The sequence below is a fragment of the Arthrobacter sp. Leaf337 genome, from assembly GCF_001423745.1.
Lineage (GTDB): Bacteria > Actinomycetota > Actinomycetes > Actinomycetales > Micrococcaceae > Arthrobacter.
Genome location: NZ_LMPC01000023.1, coordinates 136381 through 157907 on the forward strand (window position 1 = coordinate 136381; position 21527 = coordinate 157907).

Genomic DNA, 21527 nt, shown 5'->3' on the forward strand with positions numbered 1-21527 from the left:
CCGCTAGCTGGTCCGGTTGCGGACGGCGTCGACAATCCTCTGGACGGCTTCGGCCACCGGCACGCCGTTGTCCTGGCTGCCGTCGCGGAACCGGAAGGAGACTGCCCCGGCCTCGGCGTCCTCGCCGCCGGCAATCAGGACGAACGGAATCTTGTCCTTGCTGGCGGTGCGGATCTTCTTCGGGAACCGGTCGGAGGAGATGTCCACCTCCGCACGGATACCGGCGGCCTTGAGCTGGCCCACGACGTCGAACATGTAGTCGTTGAAGGCCTCTGCCACGGGGACGCCCACCACCTGCACGGGCGCCAGCCATGCCGGGAAGGCGCCGGCATAGTGCTCAGTCAGCACACCCATGAACCGTTCCACGGAGCCGAACAGGGCACGGTGGATCATCACCGGGCGCTGGCGGGTGCCGTCGGCGGCCTGGAATTCGAGTTCGAAGCGCTCGGGCAGGTTGAAGTCCAGCTGGATGGTGGACATCTGCCAGGTGCGGCCGAGGGCGTCCTTCGCCTGGACGGAGATCTTCGGGCCGTAGAACGCAGCTCCGCCCGGATCCGGAATGAGCTCCAGACCCGAGGCTTCAGCAACTTCGGCGAGGGTGCGGGTGGCTTCCTCCCAGGTGGCGTCGTCGCCCACGAACTTGTCTTCGTTCTTGGTGGAGAGCTCCAGGTAGAAGTCGTCCAGGCCGTAGTCCTTGAGCAGGCCCAGTACGAAGTTCAGCGTGGTGGTGAGCTCGTCCTTCATCTGCTCGCGTGTGCAGTAGATGTGGGCGTCGTCCTGAGTCATGCCGCGCACACGGGTCAGGCCGTGCACCACGCCCGACTTTTCGTAGCGGTACACCGAACCGAATTCGAACAGCCGCAGGGGAAGTTCGCGGTAGGAACGTCCGCGGGAGCGGAAGATCAGGTTGTGCATCGGGCAGTTCATCGGCTTCAGGTAGTAGTCCTGGCCGGGCTTGCGCACGGTGCCGTCCTCATTCAGTTCCGCGTCGATGTGCATCGCCGGGAACATGCCCTCCTTGTACCAGTCCAGGTGGCCCGAGACTTCGTAAAGGTGCCCCTTGGTGATGTGCGGGGTGTAGACGAACTCGTACCCTGCATCCACGTGCCGCTGGCGGGAGTAGTCCTCCATGGCCTTGCGGATGATGCCGCCCTTGGGGTGGAACACCGGCAGGCCGGAGCCCAGCTCGTCCGGGAAGGAGAACAGGTCCAGCTCGGCACCGAGCTTGCGGTGGTCGCGGCGTTCAGCCTCGGCGATGCGCTCCTGGTAGGCCTTGAGTGCGTCCTTGGTGGGCCAGGCAGTGCCGTAGATGCGCTGCAGCTGCTGGTTGTTCTGGTTGCCCAGCCAGTAGGCGGCCGAGGACCGGGTCAGGGCGAAGGCGTTGGAGATGAGCTTGGTGTTGGGCAGGTGGGGCCCGCGGCACAGGTCGCACCAGACGCTGTCCCCGCTCTTGCGGTCCACGTTGTCGTAGATGGTGATATCGCCGACGCCGACCTCAACATTCACACCTTCACCGGCGTCTGCGGCGTTGTTTTTCTTGCCCAGCAGTTCCAGCTTGTAGGGCTCGTCCTTCATGGCCTCGCGGGCTTCGTCCTCGGAGACGACGCGGCGGACGAACTTCTGGTTCTGGTTGATGATCTTGAGCATCATCTTTTCCAGGGCCTTCAGGTCTTCCGGGGTGAACGGCTCGGCGACGTCGAAGTCGAAGTAGAAGCCGTCAGTGATGTAGGGACCGATACCGAGCTTGGCGTCGGGGCGAAGCTGCTGCACGGCCTGGGCCATCACGTGGGCAGTCGAGTGCCGGAGGACGTTAAGGCCGTCCGGGGAATCGATGGTGACCCCTTCGATGTCCGCGCCCTCGGGGAGCGGCTGGTCGAGGTCCTTCAGTTCGCCGTTTACTCGGGCAACAACGACGTCGCGGCGCTCAAAAAAGAGTTCCGCGCCGGTGGTCCCGGTAGTCACCTTGGTCTCTTCGCCGTCGACGATGAGGGTGATCTGCTGGGCATCTGACACGGGTGTCTCCTATTCAAAGTTAAGGCTTCGTAGCTTGTGGCGTACGGGGACCACAGCCAGCCTCGTCCATGCTATCGGTTGGGAGAGAGGCCGACCAAAGCGGCGCGGCCGGCCCGCGCGCCTGACCCATCCGGAGTTGAGGTTCAGCTGCCAAGCCCCGTGATGGCCAGGCTGCGGCTGATTCCGTCCAACGGCCCCCGTAGTTGGAGGTCAGGTTCCCAGGTGTCGGTGGATTGCTTTTCCGGGTACGGCAGGGTCTCGGTGCGGCTGAGGTCCCAGGCCATGGTGGCGCTGATGCTGATCCCGCGGGGACCGGTCCTGCGGGTGTTGCCACGGATCAGGAGCAGGCGGGTGCCGAACAGCAACGGTCCTGCCAGTTCCTGGGCCTCATGGAAGAATACGGAGTCCACACAGCCGGTTCCGTCGTCGATGCTGATGAACACCACCCGGCGCCCGCCGCGCATCGGCGGTGTCTGCGTGGCAATCCGGACCCCTGCCACCAGCACTTCGGTGCCGTTCCGGAGCCCCAGGAGCTTGTCCGCGGTGGTGACGCCCAGCCGGTCGAGCAGGGGCCTGTGGCTGGCCATCAGGTGTTCGCTGACATCCACCGCCATCAGGTCAAGTTCTGCCCGCACGTTTTCGATCATGCTCGGAGCTGGAAGTTCGGCCTTCAGGTTCTTGAGTTCAACATCACCCAGGGGCAGGGACAGCTGGCCCTCGATGACCTCAACGCCTTTCTTACCCGGGCGGTTCTGGAGGGCCTGGAGGTGCTGGACGAGGTCTGCCCGGTTGGCGGCTCCGCCGGATTCCCGGTGCAGCGCGTCGAATGCTCCGAGTTGGGCAAGCCGCTTGATGCTGGGCTTGCTCAGCCTGGAGCGGGCCCTCAGGTCTGCCAGCGAGTCGTAGGGCTGGCCGGCAACGATCCTTTTGAGTTCGGCCCCGGAAAGCCCGTAGATGCCGTTCAGGCTGAGCCGGATGCCCAGCTTCCCGCGGTCGGGCCCGGATCCGACCCGCTCCACCCGGTACTCTGCCTGGCTCCTGTTGATGTCCAGGGGCAGGATGGGGATCCCCAGCCGCCGAGCTTCGGCCACCAGGAGCCTCTTGGGATACATGCCGGGATCGTGTTCCCATAGCCCGGCGAGGAAAGCTTCCGGGTGGTGGGCCTTCAGCCAGGCCGACTGATAGGTGGGCACGGCGAAGGCTGCTCCGTGTGCCTTGCAGAAGCCAAAGCTGCCAAAGGCCTTGAGTGTTCCCCAGACCTTGTCCACGACCTCCGGGGTGTAACCTCGTGCCCGGGCTTCCCTGCGGAAAAATTCCTCCACTACGGGTTCCTGGAGTTCGTTTCCCAGGGCACGGCGGAATTCATCAGCCCGGGCCAGGCCGCACTTGGTCATGACGTCGAACGTCTTCAGGATCTGTTCGTGGAAGACCGTCACGCCGTGGGTTTCCTGGAGCACAGGTTTGAGGTCCGGATGCGGATAGACCTCCGGCGCGAATCCGTGCCGGTGTTCGAGGAAGGGCCGGACCATGTCCGATTTCATGGGCCCCGGGCGGAACAGCGATATGTCGATAATGAGGTCGTTGAATTCCCGCGGTGCCATTTTGCCGATGAGTTCCCGCTGGCCGGGAGATTCGATCTGGAAACAGCCAAGGGTATGCGTGCTCCGGATCAGCTCGTAGGTTGGTTCGTCATCGAGTGGTACGGCGTTGAGGTCGATGTGCCCGTCTGCCGAGATGAAGTCCGGCCCCGTGCCGTCCGGTCCGGGAAGATGTGCACCGGCAGCCACCACCTCTGCCTTTGAGGGGTGCAGCCGGATGACCTCACGGACGGCAAAGGCCATGGCGCTCTGCATTCGGACGCCGAGGACATCCAGCTTGAGCATCCCCATCGGATCCATGTCGTGTTTATCGAACTGGCTCATGGGCAGGCCAAGGCCGCTGGGCTGGACGGGGGTCCGGTCCAGCAGCGTGGCGTCTCCAAGGATTACGCCGCAGGGGTGCATGGAGATGTGCCGTGGCAGGCGGTCGAGCCTCTCTGTCAGGTCAACGAGCAGGTCGAGTTGCTGGTTTTCCGCGAATTCGCGTTGCTCCACCCTTCCTGCGAATTCCTTCAGTTCGGGTTTTTCCACCAGGGCTTCACGGAAGTTCCTTGCCGAGAACCGCCACAACTGCTTGGCGATCTCGCCGATGTCGCCGTCGTCCATGCCCAGTGCGTGGCCGGCATCCCGGACGGCACCGCGAGCGCGGTAGCCGTTCTGCATGCTCATGAGCGTGACGCGTTCCGCCCCGAAGCGGTCAAAGATCCGGCGGTACACGTTGTGCCGCTCGGCACTTTCGACGTCGATGTCGATGTCCGGAAGCGTTGCCCTGTCGCGGGAAAGGAACCGCTCGAAAATGAGGTCGTGCTGCAGCGGGTTCACCTGGCTGACATCGATCAGGTAGTTCACCAGGCTGGAGGCCCCGGAGCCCCTCGCCGCGGCCCTGACCCCCATGTCCAGGATCATCCGGGACACCTCGGCCACCGTGAGGAAGTAGGAAGCGAAGCCAAGGTTGGCGATGATCCTCAGTTCGTGCTCCAGCCGTGCCCGCATTTCCGCCTCGGCCCGCCCTGATATCCCCGGGAACCGCCGGCTGATGCCGGCCTCGCAGCGCCTGGTCAGCTCAACCAGCGGATCGCCATCAATGCCGATGACCGAAGCTTCGGGAACCACCGGCTGCTTCCACCCCATGTCCGCGACCGGGTCCATCCGGCAGCGGTCCGCGAGCGCCTCGGTTTGGCCGAGCAACCTGGTGAGGTCGGTGGCGCCGTAGCCCGCGGCATGGATGACCTCCTTGCCGAGTTCGAGCATTTGGGCGGAGGTCTTCAGCCACCCCCGGCCGTTGGGCTGAAGCAACGGCTCCTCAGTCAGTTCGGTCAGGGATTTCAAGGTGCGGGCAGAATCCAGCACATCCGCCGTTGCAGCCCCGTCTTCCGCGCAATACCGCACGGCGTTGGTCAGGACGGCCGGAACCCCGTGCTCGGCAGCAAGCTTGAGCATGCGCACGGCATGGGCAGTGCTCAGCGGCTCCCCGGGAGCGCTGAGGTGGGACACCACTTCTGCTGCCACGGTTCCCTTCGGCATGCTGTCCAGCCATTGTTTGAACAACGTGCGGGGGCGAAGGTACCGGCGGCCGCTCATTGCCCTGCCAACGTCTGAATCCGGCCCCACCAGCACAGTCAGCACCGGTTCCAGTGTTTCCGGGTGCAGTGCCCGGGAAGCGATTTCGGCGCGGGTCACCGCAACGGGCACTACTCCCCCGGCCTTGCCTGACGTACGGGCATGGGCATCTGAAATCAGGCGGCAGAGGGCCCGGTAGCCGGCACCTTTGTTGTGTCCGTGGGCAAGTACAACGACGCGGCCCGCGAGCTGGGTGCGGAGGTCGCCGTCGTCGTCATAGACCGCAAGGTCAACCCCGACGACGGGATCCAGTCCCGCCGCCATGCAGGCTTTGAGGTGTTTGACAGTGCCGTACAGGCCGTTCCTGTCAGTGCAGGCAAGCGCGGTGGCGCCGTCCGCGGCGGCCGCCTGGGCAAGCTCATCCGGCCAGGACACCCCATAGTGGGCGCTGAAGGCGGTGGAAACGTGAAGATGGGTGAAGCTCATGCTGATCGCGGCCTCAGGGCATCGTGGATCTTAAGCAGCCTCCACCGGCCGCTGCCGATGCTCCTGGTCAGGTCGAGGGTGAGGGCTTCATCCGGCGCCGCCTCCACATCAGCGGGCCGGACCTGGACGCGCCAGATCTCGTGGTCCACCAGTCCCGGGCCGGTTCCCAGTGGTGCGCGGGTTTCTTCGGCCCACCACTGCCTGCGCTCAAACCAGCGCACGGGCTCTGCGCAAACCGTGTAATGGCGACCAGCCCAGGTGAGCGTCGATGGCTGGCCGGCGGGTGTGCAGACGACGTCGACACCCTCGCTGAACAAGCCCATCGGCGCCTCCCGGAAGTGCACTCCCCCGACCGCCACGCGTGGGCGCAACGGCGCAGGGGAAATCTGAAATGATTCGTTCGAAACAATTCTTTCGAATATATCTTCGAATAATCAAGTCTACGCCGGAGCCGGGACAAAACCTATACAGGCCTTCTCGAAGCCGAAGCGGGGAGCTTTGCCGGACAGCCGGGCTTCAGCGCCGCCAGCAGTACGGGGTGGTTGTTGACACCCGGAGAAACCCGTAGCGCTCCAGGATCGGCCGCGAGTATCCGGTCGAATCACTGTGGATGAGTTTCTTGCCCAGCTTCACTGCGGACTGAGCGCGGGCCGCGGTGACTGCACGGCATATCCCTTGGCCGCGCCACGCGACGGAGGAGCGCTTCGGCGTTCTCGTCCGAACCCTTGCCATGGAGCCCGGGTGCATAGTCATGACCATGGGTTTTCCACTCCACCCGCACAACTGCCGGATCCCCGCGGAAGTACGCGAGCGCTTACACCACCCACCGGTCAATCGCCTGGCAACCGGCTCCATCGAGATTTCGATACGTCACGAAACCCCGGCCGCCCGCGAAGGTGCAAAGCAGCAACAGCCCCGGCCGCTCGACGGCGAGCGCACCTTGGGCCTCCGCGTCCGTCCGGAGTTGCCGGTCATATGCCGCCAGAAATTGGTCCGCAGAAGTCATGGGCCCCCACGGTACCGCCGCCGGCTTTGGACGTGAAGATCGACGGGTGATCCGAGCGCCCCGATGCCGCAAACATTCGAATGTATCTTCTAATGATTCACGTCTGCGCCGGAGCCCTGACAAAACCTGAATCAGGGGTGGACGGACGCGGGCGAGGGGGGCAGGATTGAGCCATGAGCTCCCATGACGCACTCCTGAAGCACGTAGCCATCGCCGCCAAGGATTCCACCTTGGTGGCGACTTTTGATATAGACGGCAATATCCCCGGGGCGGGCGCCTATGTCGTTGGCCTCGTCGCAGCCACACCGGATCATTCCCATCAACGAAGAATGGGGATCGAGTTCATGAACGGCGAAGCTGTGTCCTTCTACTGCTTCAGCCACGACGGCACCGAGGAGAATTTCGACCTCAGCGGCGTTTCGCATTCCGGCAGCACCATTACCGGCAACTTTCCCATGAGCACGGTCCTGGGGCTGGAGAAGGGTCACCTGATGACAGCCTTCAGCGACGCCGACGGCCGGGAATACCAGGCGAACGTTCCCGTGGAGGAATCGCTCTGACGGAGGAATCGCTCTGACGGAGGAATCGCTCTGAGCCGCTAGCTGCTGGCGTTGTGCACTTTCATCTCAAGCTCGGTGAAAGCCGTGATCATCGCACGGTAAGTCTTCTCCACAATGTCCGGGTCGATGTCTTTTTTCTCGGCGGCGGCGCGGACATGTTCGATGACTTTCTCCACGCGGCCCGGAGCCCTGACCTCCGCGTCATCACCCTTCAACGTGCCGGAAATCCGGATCAGACGTTCACGGCGGGCAATCAGGGTGACAATCTGCTCATCAACTTCATCGACGGCCACGCGGACAGCTGCGAGCTGCTCCCTGTCGGCCTGGGCGTCTTTGTCGTGTCCGTGATTTGTGGGCATGTGCATGACAGTATCTAAGAATGCAGCCTCGAGTCGACTTCATTTCATTAGGCGTCCGCAGTGTCGAGGCCTCCCGCGCCTTTTACGTGGACGGCCTGGGCTGGCCGGTCCACCGGGAAGTCCCCGGCGAGGTGGTCTTCATCCAGGCCAACCACGGCCTCATTCTTTCCCTCTGGGACGCAGGCCAGATGCAGGCCGAGGCGTCAGTGGGCAGCCCCGCCGGGGTCCCCTGCGTCACGCTGAGCCACAACGTGGGCAGCGCGGCGGACGTTGACCGGGTCATGGCGGAAGCAAAGGCGTCCGGCGCCACCGTGGTGGCGCCGCCGAAAACCCAGCCATGGGGCGGCTACACGGGGTACTTCGCCGATCCCGACGGCTTCCGCTGGGAAATCGCCTTCAATCCCACGTGGACCGTCGACGCCGGCGGCAACGTCACAGTCTAGAGTCACAGGTCCGGAGCCACAGTCTGGAGTCACGGGTCCGGTGGCCGGCTAGAACAGGCTGCCCACCGGCTGGATGAGCTCGGGCGAGTCATTTTTTACATTCCCGACGGCGGTGCCCACGGCATCAATGGTCCAGCCTTCGGCGACGTCGTGCGCACCCGCACGAACCAGATCCACCAGGCCGGCAGCGTCATCCGCCTGCGGATCCAGCCACGCCTGCATGGTCTCGCGGTTCATGGGCAGCGGCACCCTGTCGTGCAGTGCGGTGAGTTCGGCGAGCATTCCGCCGGCATAGCCTTCGGGCGGCGAGTCCGTAGTCATGATTGAGGTGGACAGCATCCACCGGTGCGGGTCGCCCTCGGGCTTGGACGGGTCCTTCCACCATTCGTAGAGTCCTGCGAACACCAGGGGCCGGCCGTCCTTCGGGTGCACATAGTAGGGCTGCTTGCCGCGCCCTTCACCCTTCCATTCGTAATAGCCGTCGGCCGGCACCGCGCAGCGCCGGGACCGGGTCGCTTTGCGGAAGGCCGGCTTCTCCAGGACGCTTTCGCTTCGCGCATTGATCATCTTCGAGCCGATTGAAGGGTCCTTGGCCCAGGACGGCACGAGCCCCCACCGGGCCACATGGAGCTGCCGGACCGGACTGCCGTCCACCAGCCGCTCCAGCACGATGGGCACATCGGCGGTCGGAGCAACATTCCACGACGGTGGAACCACCAGTTCCTCTTCCAGTTCGGCGTCAAACTCTGCCAGCAGGTCCCCGACAGCCCTGGCCATCACATAGCGTCCACACATGGCACCAGCATGCCACCGCCCCGATGCAGTGTCACCCGGCGTAACCCGAGGGGGCAAGGACAGGGGTGCGGTGCCCCGGCGCCCGGGGAATACCGGCCGACGGGTTACCGTTGAGTGAAAAGACAGCTGCTTTGATAACGACGAGCACTAACGATACTGAGGAGAACTCTGTGGATTTCACTCCCGAATCCGGCACCATCACCATGTTTTCGACTACCTGGTGCGGTTACTGCAACCGTCTGAAGAAGCAGCTGGACGCCCAGGGCATCGGCTACACCGAGATCAACATCGAAGAAGTCGAAGGCACTGCCGACCTCGTGGAGCAGCTCAACGGAGGCAACCGCACGGTACCCACCGTCCTCTTCCCGGACGGTACCGCGGCCACCAACCCGTCGGCAGCCGAAGTGAAGAGCCGGCTCGCCGCCTAGCCCGCTCGCAGGCTGGCGAAATCCGCGTAGTCCAGCTGCGCATACCCGGCATAGGTGTTGATGACCGCAGTTTCGATGGCGGCCACGTCCAGCCCGGGGACGAGGTCGTCAACGGCACCGGCAGTGGCCGGGTCCCAGTCAAGCCCGAGGGCCGCGTAGCTGGCTTCGAGGACCTTGCGGATCGGCGCGGAATTCTCCACCACGATCACCGAGCTGAACAGCCAGCCACCCGACACCACCCGCTGGGCGGTGCCGATCAGTTTGACCCGGTGCAGCGGATCTGCCGGGTCCAGGCCGTGGACGCTGAACTCCCCGGGGCAGTACTCCCCCGGGATTTCGCCGACGGCGGCCTGGACTCCGGCGTTCCGCAGCGCGTCGGCCAGCATCCCGCCGAAAAAGGCAAAGCGCCCCTTGGCGCCGGCGATGGCATCGGCATGGGGCTCCACATGGTCCACGATCAACGTTCCCTCGTGATAGGCCGCAGCCCGGCCGCCCGCCTTCCGGACCAGCGGCTCAAATCCGAGCTCCCGGCACGCCTGCGCTGCCGCCTCAAAGCCGGGAAGGTGCGCGTCGCGCTGGCCAAAGGCGACCGTCGGAGCCGGGCGGTACAGCCTGAGCGTCGGGCCGATCCGCCCGGTCTTGGCCATGCCCAGCAGCTCAATGCCGAATTCCAGGTCACGCGCCGCGCCCAGCGACTGCTCCTGCCGGACAATGGTCAGCGTGGCGGGTGCGCCGGCCGTATGCTGCATCTTGCTAAGCTCCCTTATGGTCATTCTGCAATTCCTGGTCGTCGCCGCCGCCTTCGCCGTCATTGACGCAATCTGGCTCAAGACGATGAACCCCTTTTACCGCGGACAGATTGGTGAACTGCTGGCCGACCGGCCCAATCTAGGGTACGCGGTGGTCTTCTACGTGATGTACATTGCCGGCATTGTGTTCTTCGCCCTGCGACCCGCGCTCGACGGCGGCAGCTGGCTTAGCGCGGTGGGCTACGGTGCCGCCCTGGGCGCCTTCGCCTACGCCACCTACGACCTCACCAACGCCGCGACGCTGAAGACCTGGCCGCTGCAGCTGATCATCGTGGACATCCTCTGGGGCGCAGCGCTGACTGCCCTGGCCACCCTGGCCGGCTGGCTGGTGTTCCACAAGAACTAGCGGCCGCAGGAGCCAGGTTCCGCGGCAAACTACGTCTTGCGGAGCGTCAGGATCTGCTCTGCCCGGCCGAAGGGCCCGTCCAGGTCGTGGAGCACCGTGGACGTCAGTCCGATGCCGTCGGCTCCGAAGGAGACGGCGTTGTCGAGGCCCAGCCAGTCGCCGGCGGGTTTCCGGTACATGTGGATCTGCAGGTCCAGGTTGGGGAACGCGTAGCTGTCCTTCCCCGGAGGTACCCGCGCCGCTATTCCGTTGGCGGTGTCCACCAGGCCCATGAGCCGCGCCAGGTCGCCACTGTCGGCCTTGTCCGTCAGCGGGTGCGCGGTTCGGATCCAGACTGTCCCGGAGCCCGGGCGGTGTCCGTCGGCAACACGCATTTCCAGGGACCGGATGTATCCTCCCGGCCAGACGCTCGCGGCGTCGTACGGAGAGCACTTTTCCGGTCCGGGAATGCAGGCATCTTCGACGGCGGCGACCGCCGAAGTATCGGACGTGATCATCCGCCACGCGGTGAGGCGGATGGCCACGCGCCCCCCAGCCACGAGTTCGGCCTGCAGCAGTTCGATGGTGCGGCCCGGGCGGAGGGTGGTGGTGACGACCTCAAAATCGCCGCCGGGGATCAGTCCCAGTATCTCGTAGCTCAGGCGCGCCATCCTGACGTCGTCCCGCGGGGCATGCCGCTCCAGGCAGTCCGCCATGATCCCGGATGCGGGCGCCATGTGCTGCTCATGCACGTTCCAGGCACCCTGGGCGTGGATCGTGGAACGGAACTGCCCGCCGCCCAATGACTCGTAGTAGAACTCCCCCTCGGCGAGTTCCGGAAGTGCTGCAGTCAACGTCGACCCTTTCGCATGGCTGGTGATGATCCCAGAACACACTATCGCTAGACGGCTCACAGCTTGCCTTTGTCCTCACAGCTTCCTCATAACAAGGCCTCATGGCCGGCATAAGTCCGAAGCCTAGAAATAAATGCATGACTCCTCTCACGAACGAAAAACGCAAAGGCGGCCGCATCCGGCGCGCCGTCGTCGCCGGGGCCGTCGCCCTCACCCTTTCCGCCGGCGGAGCCACCGCCTGGGCGCTGGACCGCTTTGTAGTCCAGCACGTGGAAATCTCGGAGGTCTCCGCCTACCAGGCAAGCCAGAGCAGTACCGCGGCCGACACCACGACCGAATCCACCGCCGAATCCAGCGGCACCACCGCCGCGGTCACCACCGACACGTCCTATGTTTCCGGCAGTTCCAACATCAACATCTCCACGGTGACCACCGGCAGCGGCGACAGCACCGTCACGTACTACGTTGCCGACGTCGTACTGGACGACGCCACCACCCTCCAGTCGGCGTTCGCCAATGACAGCTTCGGCGAAAACATCACCGAGACCACGTCCGCCATCGCCGAGGCCAACAACGCCGTGTTTGCCATCAACGGCGACTACTACGGCTTCCGCTACACCGGCATCGTGATCCGCAACGGCGTGGTGTTCCGCGACGAGGGCGCCCGGCAGGGCCTGGCCTTCTACCGGGACGGAACCGTCAAGGTCTACGACGAGACCGCCACCACCGCTGAGCAACTGCTGGCCGACGGGGTCTGGAACACCCTCTCCTTCGGCCCGTCCCTGTTGAACGACGGCGAGGTCGCCGCGGGCATCGAGGACATGGAAGTGGACACCAACTTCGGCAACCACTCCATCCAGGGCGAACAGCCCCGCACCGCCGTCGGCATCATCGACGAAAACCACCTCGTCTTCGTCGTGGTGGACGGCCGGAGCCCCGGCTACAGCGCCGGCGTGACCATGACCGGGCTGGCGGAAATCATGCAGGGCCTCGGCGCCACCACCGCGTACAACATCGACGGCGGCGGGTCCTCCACCATGTACTTCAACGGGGAACTGGTCAACAACCCCCTGGGCGAGCACAAGGAACGCGGCACCTCCGACATCCTCTACATCGCGCAGTAGGAGACCGACATGATCATCCTGATCCCGGCTTACGAGCCTGACCGGCAGCTGCCCGACCTGATCCGCTCCATCCGAGACGCGGAACCATGGGCCACGGTGGTGGTGGTTGATGACGGCAGCGGTCCCGCCTACAAGGACGTGTTCGACGGCGTCAAGGCACTCGGGTGCCACGTCGTCGGCTACGCCACCAACCGGGGAAAGGGCTTCGCGCTCAAGACCGGCTTCGGTTTCATCGCCGACCACCTCCCGGGCCGCAACGTGGTCTGCGCCGACAGCGACGGCCAGCACACCATCGTGGACATCCTCAAGGTGGCTGCCGCGGTGAAACCCGGCTCACCGGCCATGGTCCTGGGCACTCGAAGCTTTACAGGCAACGTCCCGGCCCGCAGCAGGTTCGGCAACAACGCCACCCGGCTGCTGTTCACCCTCGCCACCGGCCAAAGGATTTCCGACACCCAGACGGGCCTCCGCGGCTACCCCGCCTCGATGCTCCCCTGGCTCCGGTCCGTCCACGGCGAGCGCTACGAGTACGAGCTGAACCTGCTGCTGGAAGCCAAACAAGCGGGGTACGCGATCAACAGCGTGGACATCGCGACCGTGTACCTGGAGCACAACGCGGGTTCGCACTTCAGGCCGGTGGCGGACTCCGCCCGGATCTATGCCCCGCTGCTGAAGTTCCTGGCGTCCTCCTTCACGGCGTTCCTGGTGGACACCCTGATGTTCCTCATCCTCACCGCGGCCACCGACTCCCTGCTCCTGGCGGTGGTTGGCGCCCGGGCCGTAAGTTCGGCCGTCAACTTCGCCGTCAACCGTCGGTTGGTGTTCCGGCGCGGCCGCGAGAAGCCCGCCGCCCGGACCGGCGTCCGCTACTTCGCCCTGGTCGCGGTGCTGCTGGCCGCCAACTTCGGGTTGATCGCCGCCTTTGAAGCGCTGTCCCTGGCCATGCTTCCCGCCAAGATCCTTGCCGAAATCGCCCTGCTGGCCACCAGCTACGCGGTGCAGCAGCGGTTCCTCTTTGCCGGGAAGAATGCCGGGAAGGTCAACGGCAAAGCCGCGGCGGAAACAGCAGATGAACTCCCGGCAAACACTCATATTCCGGCCTAGGTTCCGTCACAGCACCTGCACAGTTTGGGCGTGGATCGTGAAAACCAGTCCACCAATCAGATTCCGGAGAATCCCATGACACCCCTCATCCTCATCGCCGCCGACCTGGCCGCCATCAGCATCCTGACCTTCGCCCTGTACCTCCGCCGGCACCGGCGCCGCGACCTGGTGGTGTCCTACCTCGGCATGAATGTCGGCGTCATGGCAGTTGCGGCCGCACTCTCCGGCTCGGCCGCCGGCGTGGGCCTGGGCCTCGGCCTCTTCGGTGTCCTGTCCATCATCCGGCTGCGCTCCACCGAACTGGCGCAGCACGAGGTGGCCTACTATTTCTCAGCACTGGCCCTGGGCCTGATCGCCGGCCTCGGCATCGACCCCGTGTGGCTGCCACTGGCGCTGATGGCCATGATCCTGCTGGTGATGTTCGTGGGAGACCATTCCCGCGTCCTGCCCGCGTACCGCCACCAGATAGTGATCCTGGACCGCGCCATCGCCGTTGACGAGGAACTCTACGCCCGGCTCGAAGATGTGGTCCACGGCAAGGTCCACTCGGCCACCGTGCAGGAGCTGGACCTCGTCAACGACAAGACGGTTGTTGATGTTCGCTACGCCTACGTCCCTGCGACCTTTCCGGCCGCAACCTTCACCGCAGCGTACCCGGAGGCCATTCCCGGAACCGTCCCGCAGCTGTCCGACCCCGTCTCCGCTCCGGCTTCCGCTCCCGTCCATGCCTCGGCCGGTGCGGCATGACCGCCCCGGCGCAGGCCGGCGTCCTGGACTCCCTCCGCCTGCTCCCGTCTATCGGGCTGGACCAGCTGAACGCGGAGGCCGCACTGCAGACCCGCGTGGACCGGAAGTACGTGGTCCCCGAGGCACAGGCACAGGAGCTGCTGACCACATTCGACGCCGATGTCCGGGTCCTTGAGATGGACGGCTGCCGCTGCTTCGCGTACGACTCCGTCTATTTCGACTCGGCCGGGCTGGACAGTTACCTCCTGGCCGCCTACGGCCGCCGACGCCGCTACAAGGTCCGCACCAGGACCTATGTGGACAGCGCCACCAGCTTCCTGGAAGTCAAGACGGAAGGCGCCCGCGAGGCCACCGTCAAGGAACGCATCCCCTACGAACTCACCGACCGCGCCCGGCTGACGGCAGAGGGCCTGGACTACGTCCGCGAGACCCTCACCACCGCGGTGGGCTGCGTTCCGGACAGCCCCCTGGGCCCGGTGCTGGAAACGCGCTACCAGCGCACCACCCTGTACCTGCCGGACTCCGGCAGCCGGGCAACCATCGACACGGACGTCACCTGGCAGCGGCCCGGGGAGCAGGCCTGGGTCCTGGATGGCGCCGTGATTTTGGAGACCAAGTCCGGGTCGACGGCGGGTCCGCTGGACCGGCACCTCTGGGCCCACGGCGTCCGGCCCTCCAGGATCTCCAAATTCGCCACAGGAATGGCGGCCCTCTGCCCCGAGCTGCCGGCCAACCGCTGGAACCGCACGCTACGCCGGACTCTGGCCCTCCGCCCCGCCGCCTGAACCCTTTCCCGCGCAGGCTTCCCCCGCCGGCCTCCCCCCGCTTCACGCACATACTTCACCGAAGGAACACACACCATGAAAAGCTTCCGCACTTACCTCTCCGTCACCGCCCTGGCCCTTGCCGTGGGCCTGGCTGGCTGCTCCGCGGCCGGCACCACCTCCACCGGAACCTCGATCACCGGCGCCACTTCCAACTCAGCAACGTCAGGGTCGTCCGGAACGGCCGAGGCCGTCTCCCTGGATACCCTCTCGGCGGACACCCACTACGACGCCGACGACCTCACCTGGGACGCCGCGTCCGAAGTAGCCGTGACCCTGGCGGACGGCGCCAGCGCTGTTACATCAGATTCGTCCTCCGCGGTAAAGGTCGACGGCGATACCGTCACCATCAGCGCTGCCGGAACCTACCGCCTGAGCGGTTCGCTGACGGACGGGCAGGTGGTGGTTGCCGCCGGTGAAGAGGACGTAGTGCGCATCATCCTGGACGGCGCGGACGTGACCAGCTCCACCGGATCCCCGTTTGTGGTGCAAAGCGCCAACGAAGCAATCGTCTTCCTGGCAGAGGGCACCTCCAACACCCTGGCCGACGCCGCCAGCTACACCGACCAGGGCGACGATGCACCCAACGCCGCGCTGTACTCCATGGCCGACCTCACCATCGCCGGCAGCGGCTCACTGTCCGTGGACGGCAACTACAACGACGGCATCTCCGCCAAGGACGGCCTGGTGCTGGCCGCGGGCAATGTGACCGTGGACGCCAAGGACGACGGGATCGTGGGCAAGGACTACGCGGTCCTCCTCGACGGCGCCTACCAGGTGACGGCCGGCGACGACGGCTTCAAGTCGGACAACGAAGAGGACGAAGGCCGCGGCTGGGTCCTCATCAACGGTGGAACCCTCAACGTCAGTGCCGGCGACGACGGCATCAAGGCCTTCAACACGCTCTCCATCGCCGCCGGCACCGCCACGGTGAAAGAGTCCGAAGAAGGCCTGGAAGCCCAGCACATCGTGCTCTCGGGCGGTACCGCCAGCGTCACCTCCAACGACGACGGCGTCAACGCTTCCGGGGGCAGCACGGGTACCACCTCGCAGGGCGGAATGGGCGGCGGCATGGGTGGCGGCGGCGGAGAAATGGCCGCAGGAGACTACACCGTGGAAATCAGCGGCGGCTCACTCACCATCAATTCGCAGGGTGACGGCCTGGACTCCAACGGCAGCGCCACCATCACCGGCGGCACGGTCGTGGTCAACGGCCCCACCAACGATGGCAACGGCGCACTGGACGTCAACGGCGAACTCGTGGTCAACGGCGGAACGGTGGCGGCCGCGGGAAGCTCCGGCATGGCTGTCACCCCGGGGACGTCCTCGGCGCAGTCCGGCGTCCAGCTCACCTTCGGCTCGGCCCTTCCGGCCGGCACCACCATCCAACTGGCGGACTCCAGCGGCGCAGTCGTGGGGACGTTCGTGACGTCCAAGCAGGCAGCTTCGCTGGTCTACTCCTCCGCAGCCATCACGGCCGGCGAGGAATACACGGTGTACACCGGCGGGACCGCCAAGGTCACTGCCGGCCTCGGAGAAGGAACACTTGACGGTGCCCAGGAGCAAGGCACCGTCACTGCCGGCGAATACACCGCCGCACGCGGTCCCGGCGGCCGCTAAAGGCAATACGCAGGCGGGGGACGACGGCGCGGCCGCGTCCCCCGCCGTCATGCCTGGCCGCTTTCGCCGGCCGCCCTTCCGTGGCGTCGTTCCGTGCGGGCCTTCTGTGCTCGGCACCATGTACGGACTAGACTCAGGAGTCGGTTCTCCTTACTACGCTCGGAAGAGGTATTCCCCTGATACGAGTCATCAGCTACAACCTTCGCAAGCACGCGGCGGTCGGTGAACTGCAGGATCTGGCCAGCGACTTCGGGATAGATGCCTTGTGCCTGCAGGAGTGCGACACCACGGATCTGCCGGACACACTGGGGCCGCTTCACCTGGCCGATTCAACCAAGGGCAACAGGCTGGGGCTCGCCATCTACTACCGGATGGACCGCTTCACAGCCTTTGAAACCAACACTTTCGCGTTGAAGAAGTCATTGCACGACCGCGTCCTGGCCCCGGCCCATGAGCGTCTGATCGGCACCCGGGTGGTGGACAACGAAACAGACCATGAGCTGGTGATCGCCTCGTTCCACGCGGCGCCCCTGACGGCCTCCAATTCTCTGCGCCGCAAGCAGATCAAGGCGGCCCACGCGGAGCTCCTCGGGATGGGCAGCGGGCTGATGACGCTCATGGTGGGTGACTTCAACTACCCGTTCTTCACCAAAAATCTCAACGAACACATGAAGAACTCCGGGTACGAGCTCTCCCTCAGCGACCGGCGGACTTATACGAGGTACAAGGTCTTCAAGGGGCATTTCGACTTTGCCACTTCCCTCGGCCTGGACATCGAAAGCGTGGAAACCCTGCCACGCGGCGCCTCGGACCACCTTCCCATCTTGGTCTCGGCCGAATACGGCCAGGATTACGGCCCCATCCAGGGCACACCGTAACCTGACGCCGACCACCAGCCCGGGAGGCCCCAATGCACCGCGATTGGATCCTGAAAGCCGTTCCGGGCATCCAACTGGCCCGGACATACCAGCTGCCCTGGCTCAAGTCCGATCTTGCCGCGGGAGCAGCCCTTAGCGCGGCGCTGATACCCGCCGGGATGGCCTACGCCGAAGCGGCAGGGCTGCCCGCGGTCACGGGGCTGTACGCGTCGGTGGTGCCCATGCTGTTTTACGCGGTTTTCGGGCCTGCCCGCGTGATCATCGTGGGACCTGATTCATCGCTGGCACCCATGATCGCCGCCGCACTGCTCCCGCTCGCCGGACGGGATCCGGCCCATGCCGTGGCGCTCGCCGGCGTCCTGGCAATCCTGATCGGAATCTTCCTCGTCGCCGGCCGGATCTTCAGGCTGGGCTTCATCACCGGGCTGCTGTCCAAGCCGATCCGGGTGGGCTACCTCAATGGCATCGCCCTCGCCATCATGGTCAGCCAACTGCCCAGGCTGCTCGGGATCACAGTCTCCGGCGACACGCTGCCGGCGAAGGCGACGGAGACCGTCGAAGCCGTCCTGCGTGGAGCCGCCAATCCCGTGGCGCTGCTGTTCGGGGTCGCCACAGTGGCCATCATCGTCGCCGGCCGTTTCCTTCCCTGGAAGGTTCCGGGCGTACTGCTGGCTGTGGCAGCCTCCATTGCAGCGGCCGCCGCCCTGGACCTCAAGGACGCCATGCCGATGGTCGGAGCCCTCCCGCCCGGCCTGCCGGCACCGGCGCTTGCAGGCATCACCATGCACGATGTTGTCGGGCTAATCGGGCCGGCGGCCGGCATCGCCCTGATCGCATTTGCTGATACGTCCACTTTGTCCAAAAGCCTCGCCGGACGACGCGGCATCCACACGAGCGGCAACCAGGAAATGGGGGCACTGGGGATCGCCAACGTGGCCAGCGGAATGCTCGGCGGCTTTCCGGTCTGCGGCAGCTCTTCCCGGACGCCGATCGCGCTCGACGCCGGAGCCCGCACGCCCTTCAGCGGCATCGTCGCCGCGCTCCTGGTGGTGGTCTTTATGGTGGCGGCGCCCGAGGTGACGGCATTCCTCCCCACCACCACGCTGGCCGCCGTCGTCATCGTGGCTGCAGCCTCGCTGGTCGACTTCAAGACCATGCTCCGGCTGGTCCGGATGAGCCGGATGGAAACGGCCCTCCTCATTGCCACGTTCCTCGGGGTCGCGTTCGTCGGCGTGCTGCAGGGCATCGTCATTGCCATCGGGCTGTCGCTCATCGCGTTCGTCCGGCGGGCGTGGGATCCGTACCGCACTGAGCTTGCCAGCCTGGAGGACGTCCCTGGCTACCACGACCTCAGCCGGCACCCGGAGGGCCAGCGTGTCCCGGGCCTCGTGATCGCCCGCTTTGACGCCCCGCTCTTCTTCGCCAACGGTGCCGTGTTTGCGGAGCACATCCGCCATCTTGTTGCGAACGCCCCGGGACCGGTCAAATGGGTCATTGTGGCATCGGAGGCCATCACGGACCTGGACACCACCGCCTTGGACGACCTCGTGGAACTCGACGACGAACTGGCCGGCCAGGGCATCAGCCTGGTCTTCGCCGAGTTGAAGGGCCCCGTCAAGGACCGCCTGCTCAAGTTCGGGGTCAGCAGCAGGTTCGGCCCGGACCACTTCTTCCCCACGGTCAACAACGCGGTGCGGACCTACAAGCGGACGTTCGGAATCTAGGATCGTCAGTCCAAACCCAGCGGTATCACTTCGATGCGGGACCCAGGGCCCGTGATCACCAGGACACGGTCCGCCGCGACACCTTCCAATGCCCGGGCGAGCTGCTCGGACAAGCCGCCCGCGGCTTCCTCGGTGGGGCCGGACGAAGCAGTGCCGGACGACGCCGTACCGGACGCCACCGCGTCGGAGGTTCCGGCGTCGGCCTTTTTCCACACAGTGACAGCCGCACCGGTGACCTCCGCTGCCACCCGTACCAGCGGCTCCGGATCTCCCGCGGCCACCAGGATCAGTTTCCTGACCGTACGCTTCCGGGGCGCGGCAGCAGCAGTCAGCGAACGGTCGTGACGCCAGACCGCGAAGTGGTATCCGGCAGCGAGCCCCGTCGCCACCAGCAGGCCGAGCGGCGCCCGGGTGCGGTCCACCAGGCTTCCGCCGCTGACGTCGTCGAGCAGGAATTCGAAGACCCGGTATCCGATCACCAGGAGGGTGATGACGGCGACGATCGCGCTCAGGCCGAACACGGCGATGAGGTACACCCGCCGGCCGCGGCGTCCGAGTTCGGTCGGCTCGGGCGGAACCCCGGGTTTCCAGGTGAGCCACCAGAGAGGTCCACCAACTGCCAGCGCGCTGATTCCGCCGAGCAGCAGGGTACGGATGCCGTCGCCGGCCAGTGGCGTCGCCGCGATGCTGAGCGCTGAGTTGACCACAATGCCGATTCCGGTGGCGGCAGCCGCCAGGCCCACCCCTGACGTCACAAGCTTCGCCGCCTGCAGCGTGGTGCCGATTCGTCCTGCGGAGACGGCCCGGTGGTACGCCCAGACGAGGGAACCCACTGCGCCGGCCGCAATCGCCGCGCCGAGCGGCTCCAGGATTTCACTCACCGGGTCCGTGCGGTCAAAGGCAAGCCTCAGCAGGACAAACAGGACACTACCGAAGCCGCCCACCGTCAGGAGGACAGCACCGAGGATTCCAATAACCACCAGGGCGACGTCGGCGAAATCAGTCGTCAGCCGGCGTCCGCCGTCGTGAATCCAGTGCCACCACCAGATGGCGACGCCACCGAGACCCCAGGCGAGCGCCTGAAGCACCAGCTTCCACCACGGATCCCCGAGGGACGCGGACGCGGTGAAGCCCTGAATCGCGGTGTCCAGAAGATTCGCGAGCGCTGTGATCGAGCCGCCCGCACCGATGATGAGCCCGAAAGCCGCCCCCACAACCGTGGGAACGTCCGGAATCAGCAAGGGGCTCTTCCGCGGATGGCGCCACATCCAGCGGTGCCATGCCAGCACGGCGGCCCAGACCACTCCGTTGGACAGCGATAGCTGCCAGCCCAGCCGTTCGCCCCCGATGACCGCGGCCAGGGCACTGAGCAGCGCTGTGGCCGACGTGATGAGCGAGACCGCATACATGCCGGTCAGGTACAGCCCCCAGCCCGCGGACGACCGCTCAATGGCATCGTCGAGCCGCCGCCACACGAACCACCAGAGCGCAGCTGCCATGGGGCCGCCGATCAGGGTGAACGCGAGCGAGCGCGCCAGGCCTGCCACGTCACCCGCCACGAGCACCGTTCCCGCGCCAAGGAGCCTCCCCAACAGCCCGCTCAGGCCGATGGCGGTCACCACGACCAGGGCGAAAAGCAGCGTGTAAACGATGAGGCGCCGGACCGTCGGCTGGGCGGATCCGGCTGCGGGCGCAGGCACCGTCTGGGCAGCGGTCACGGCTTCACTCCACGGTTCGTGCAGACCCGGAGCTGCCAGGGAGCGGAATCGATCAGCCACTTGCCGTCCGTTTTGACGAGATCGAACACGTCCTCGGTTTCGTACTCCGAGTTACCGAAGGGTCCGCTCCCGTTGGACACCACCATCAGCACCCTCACGTCCGCGGACGACGCCCGTTCAGTGGTGGACACCAAGGTAACGCGCAGGTTTTCCGTGGACGACCGCTCAAAGTCGACGCACTGGGTCCGGGCTGTTTCCGTGAGGTAGGCGGTGGCCGCCGCCTCATCGCCGTCGATGACAGCTGCAGAGTAGCGTTGCACCACGCCCTGGGGCGTGGACTCATCCAGCAGGGCCGGTTCACCCCGCGAGAAGACCACAGCGAGCGCAGCCACCGCCAGCACGCCAATAATTGCCAGGATCACCACGAGGATCCTGTTAGGTCTTCCCGCCGCCGCGTTCATGTGGTCAGTATGGCGCACGGCCCACCCCCTAGCTACGGTACTTTCGGCCCTATCACCGGTGGTGGGCATCAACAAGGCTGGAGACAAATGT

At 65.6% G+C, this 21527-nt stretch carries 20 protein-coding genes; 11 read left to right on the forward strand and 9 right to left on the reverse strand.

Features of this window, described 5'->3' with window-relative positions:
• Nucleotides 1–3: 3 nt before the first annotated feature.
• The 3 genes from thrS to ASF98_RS15440 all read right to left on the reverse strand — a co-directional run bounded on the left by thrS (nucleotide 4) and on the right by ASF98_RS15440 (nucleotide 5980).
• Nucleotides 4–2013 carry a threonine--tRNA ligase gene (gene thrS, locus ASF98_RS15430; protein WP_055803357.1) on the reverse strand — a complete coding sequence of 670 codons (2010 nt, stop codon included), beginning with the start codon at nucleotides 2011–2013 and terminating at the stop codon, nucleotides 4–6.
• 143 nt (nucleotides 2014–2156) lie between these two features.
• Nucleotides 2157–5657 (reverse strand): DNA polymerase III subunit alpha, encoded by a 3501-nt coding sequence (locus tag ASF98_RS15435; protein ID WP_055803360.1) that lies wholly within the window; start codon nucleotides 5655–5657, stop codon nucleotides 2157–2159.
• A complete protein-coding gene (locus tag ASF98_RS15440; protein WP_055803364.1) occupies nucleotides 5654–5980 on the reverse strand; it encodes a DUF6504 family protein in 327 nt (108 codons plus the stop codon). Before ASF98_RS15440 ends, ASF98_RS15435 begins: the two co-directional genes overlap by 4 nt.
• Nucleotides 5981–6836: 856 nt before the next feature.
• Between ASF98_RS15440 and ASF98_RS15450 the strand changes: the two genes are divergently transcribed.
• Nucleotides 6837–7223: a hypothetical protein gene (locus ASF98_RS15450; RefSeq protein ID WP_055803370.1), complete on the forward strand. Its 387-nt coding sequence runs from the start codon at nucleotides 6837–6839 to the stop codon at nucleotides 7221–7223.
• 38 nt (nucleotides 7224–7261) lie between these two features.
• Here ASF98_RS15450 and ASF98_RS15455 read toward each other — a convergent pair whose 3' ends face one another.
• The gene (locus ASF98_RS15455) at nucleotides 7262–7588 is read right to left on the reverse strand and encodes a chorismate mutase (RefSeq protein ID WP_055803374.1); all 327 of its coding nucleotides are present in this window, start codon (nucleotides 7586–7588) and stop codon (nucleotides 7262–7264) included.
• A gap of 14 nt (nucleotides 7589–7602) precedes the next feature.
• Between ASF98_RS15455 and ASF98_RS15460 the strand changes: the two genes are divergently transcribed.
• Nucleotides 7603–8025 carry a VOC family protein gene (locus tag ASF98_RS15460; protein WP_055803376.1) on the forward strand — a complete coding sequence of 141 codons (423 nt, stop codon included), beginning with the start codon at nucleotides 7603–7605 and terminating at the stop codon, nucleotides 8023–8025.
• A 48-nt stretch (nucleotides 8026–8073) separates the two neighbouring features.
• Here the strand turns inward: ASF98_RS15460 and ASF98_RS15465 are convergent, their stop codons facing one another.
• Nucleotides 8074–8820 (reverse strand): SOS response-associated peptidase, encoded by a 747-nt coding sequence (locus ASF98_RS15465; RefSeq protein ID WP_082506873.1) that lies wholly within the window; start codon nucleotides 8818–8820, stop codon nucleotides 8074–8076.
• A 170-nt stretch (nucleotides 8821–8990) separates the two neighbouring features.
• On the opposite strand from ASF98_RS15465, the gene ASF98_RS15470 reads away from it, so the two are divergent.
• Nucleotides 8991–9248 carry a mycoredoxin gene (locus ASF98_RS15470; RefSeq protein WP_011692168.1) on the forward strand — a complete coding sequence of 86 codons (258 nt, stop codon included), beginning with the start codon at nucleotides 8991–8993 and terminating at the stop codon, nucleotides 9246–9248.
• Here the strand turns inward: ASF98_RS15470 and ASF98_RS15475 are convergent.
• Complete coding sequence (locus tag ASF98_RS15475) at nucleotides 9245–9997, reverse strand: lipoate--protein ligase family protein (RefSeq protein WP_055803383.1); 753 nt, start codon at nucleotides 9995–9997, stop codon at nucleotides 9245–9247. The two genes, ASF98_RS15470 and ASF98_RS15475, sit on opposite strands and share 4 nt — an antisense overlap.
• Nucleotides 9998–10013: 16 nt before the next feature.
• Between ASF98_RS15475 and ASF98_RS15480 the strand changes: the two genes are divergently transcribed.
• A complete protein-coding gene (locus ASF98_RS15480; protein ID WP_055803386.1) occupies nucleotides 10014–10403 on the forward strand; it encodes a DUF2177 family protein in 390 nt (129 codons plus the stop codon).
• Nucleotides 10404–10432: 29 nt separating this feature from the next.
• Here ASF98_RS15480 and ASF98_RS15485 read toward each other — a convergent pair whose 3' ends face one another.
• On the reverse strand, nucleotides 10433–11236 hold the full coding sequence (locus ASF98_RS15485) for a thioesterase family protein (RefSeq protein WP_055803389.1): 804 nt from the start codon (nucleotides 11234–11236) through the stop codon (nucleotides 10433–10435).
• Nucleotides 11237–11373: 137 nt separating this feature from the next.
• Between ASF98_RS15485 and ASF98_RS15490 the strand changes: the two genes are divergently transcribed.
• The 7 genes from ASF98_RS15490 to ASF98_RS15520 all read left to right on the forward strand — a co-directional run bounded on the left by ASF98_RS15490 (nucleotide 11374) and on the right by ASF98_RS15520 (nucleotide 19257).
• Nucleotides 11374–12360, forward strand: a complete 987-nt coding sequence (locus ASF98_RS15490; RefSeq protein WP_055803392.1) for a phosphodiester glycosidase family protein — start codon at nucleotides 11374–11376, stop codon at nucleotides 12358–12360.
• A 9-nt stretch (nucleotides 12361–12369) separates the two neighbouring features.
• Nucleotides 12370–13464, forward strand: a complete 1095-nt coding sequence (locus ASF98_RS15495; RefSeq protein ID WP_055803395.1) for a bifunctional glycosyltransferase family 2/GtrA family protein — start codon at nucleotides 12370–12372, stop codon at nucleotides 13462–13464.
• Between the two features lie 75 nt (nucleotides 13465–13539).
• Nucleotides 13540–14211 carry a DUF4956 domain-containing protein gene (locus ASF98_RS15500; protein ID WP_055803397.1) on the forward strand — a complete coding sequence of 224 codons (672 nt, stop codon included), beginning with the start codon at nucleotides 13540–13542 and terminating at the stop codon, nucleotides 14209–14211.
• A complete protein-coding gene (locus ASF98_RS15505) occupies nucleotides 14208–14996 on the forward strand; it encodes a polyphosphate polymerase domain-containing protein (RefSeq protein ID WP_055803399.1) in 789 nt (262 codons plus the stop codon). The genes ASF98_RS15500 and ASF98_RS15505 overlap by 4 nt, the downstream gene beginning before the upstream one ends.
• A gap of 75 nt (nucleotides 14997–15071) precedes the next feature.
• Nucleotides 15072–16655, forward strand: coding sequence for a carbohydrate-binding domain-containing protein (locus ASF98_RS15510; RefSeq protein WP_055803402.1), 1584 nt, complete (start codon nucleotides 15072–15074; stop codon nucleotides 16653–16655).
• A 179-nt stretch (nucleotides 16656–16834) separates the two neighbouring features.
• A complete protein-coding gene (locus ASF98_RS15515) occupies nucleotides 16835–17533 on the forward strand; it encodes an endonuclease/exonuclease/phosphatase family protein (protein ID WP_055803404.1) in 699 nt (232 codons plus the stop codon).
• 32 nt (nucleotides 17534–17565) lie between these two features.
• Nucleotides 17566–19257, forward strand: coding sequence for a SulP family inorganic anion transporter (locus ASF98_RS15520; RefSeq protein WP_055803407.1), 1692 nt, complete (start codon nucleotides 17566–17568; stop codon nucleotides 19255–19257).
• Between the two features lie 5 nt (nucleotides 19258–19262).
• On the opposite strand, the gene ASF98_RS15525 is transcribed toward ASF98_RS15520, so the two are convergent.
• A complete protein-coding gene (locus ASF98_RS15525) occupies nucleotides 19263–20975 on the reverse strand; it encodes a DUF5671 domain-containing protein (RefSeq protein WP_055803410.1) in 1713 nt (570 codons plus the stop codon).
• Entirely contained in the window at nucleotides 20972–21436 is a 465-nt protein-coding gene (locus ASF98_RS15530; RefSeq protein WP_055803412.1) for a hypothetical protein, read from the reverse strand. The genes ASF98_RS15525 and ASF98_RS15530 overlap by 4 nt, the downstream gene beginning before the upstream one ends.
• Nucleotides 21437–21527 lie beyond the last annotated feature (91 nt).